The organism is Roseomonas sp. TAS13 (assembly GCF_001950415.1).
GTDB classification, from domain to species: domain Bacteria; phylum Pseudomonadota; class Alphaproteobacteria; order Acetobacterales; family Acetobacteraceae; genus Roseomonas; species Roseomonas mucosa.
This window is the reverse complement of record NZ_BDLP01000718.1, coordinates 1-937: the sequence shown is the minus strand read 5'-3', so window position 1 is coordinate 937 and position 937 is coordinate 1. Positions and strand designations below refer to the sequence as shown.

Below are 937 nucleotides of genomic sequence, written 5' to 3'. Positions count from 1 at the left end.
TCGCCTTACGGTGGAGCTGTGCGTAGATGTGATCAAGAGACAGCCAGCACGGCCAGGATGTCGCCGCGCGCGACCTCTTCACCCAGGGTCTTGCGGACCTCGGCCACGATTCCGCCGAGGCGGGCCGTCACCCGTGCCTGCCGGTCCTGGCTCGCGGCGAGGACGCCCGGGACCGCCGCACGGGTCACCAGGACACCGCCCTGGACGGCCGCGACCCGGATGCCCGCGGCCTCGACCTGCTCGGCCGTCATTTTGATGCGGCCTTCCTCGCCGTGTTCCTCGCCCTCGGCGTGGCCGTGGCCGTCCCCCTTTGGCGCAGCGGCGGGAGCGGCGGCGCGGGCTGCTCCGGTGGCGGTGGACTGCATCCCGAGGAGGCTTCGGGCGGTCTCGGGGATGGACGGGTAGGCGACAGACAGGGCCAGGCCGCCGATGGCGGCGCCTGCCAGCAAGGTCATGCGGAGCATCAGCGGGCACTCCCGTTCGGGGCGTTCACGGGCTGGGGGGAGACGGCGGGCAGGTCGCCGCGCAGGCGCTGCACCTGGGCACGGAGGGCATGGAAGGCCTGGATGGCCTCCACGAGCTGGGCGCGGGTGTCGGAGAGCGCCCGCTGGGCGTCGAGGACCTCCAGGAAGCTGAAGCGCCCCTCGCCGTAGCCGAGGGTGGCGAACCGGGCCGCCTGCTCGGCGGAGGGCAGTGCCGTTCGCCGAAGGGTGTCGGCCGACCGCCAGGCCAGGGCCAGGCGTTGCTCGGCCGCGACGAGGGTGGCGACGAGAACGCTGCGCCCCCGATCGGCCTCGGCCTCGGCGCGGGTCACCTCGGCCTGGGCACGGGCGATGCCGCCCTGGTTCCGATCGTAGAAGGGCAGCGGGATGGAGGCGCCCGCGACGAAGGCCGTCTCGTTGCTGTCGCCGAAGCGGCGCACGTCCCCGGAGATGGT

2 protein-coding genes are annotated in these 937 nt (G+C 73.7%); both read right to left on the bottom strand.

Features of this window, described 5'->3' with window-relative positions; translation table 11 throughout:
* Positions 1 to 32: 32 nt before the first annotated feature.
* Entirely contained in the window at positions 33 to 464 is a 432-nt protein-coding gene (locus ROTAS13_RS25085) for a hypothetical protein (RefSeq protein WP_075823709.1), read from the bottom strand.
* Positions 464 to 937: TolC family protein (locus ROTAS13_RS25080; protein WP_139323594.1), on the bottom strand; the 474-nt coding region annotated here is incomplete at its 5' end. The genes ROTAS13_RS25080 and ROTAS13_RS25085, both read right to left, overlap by 1 nt.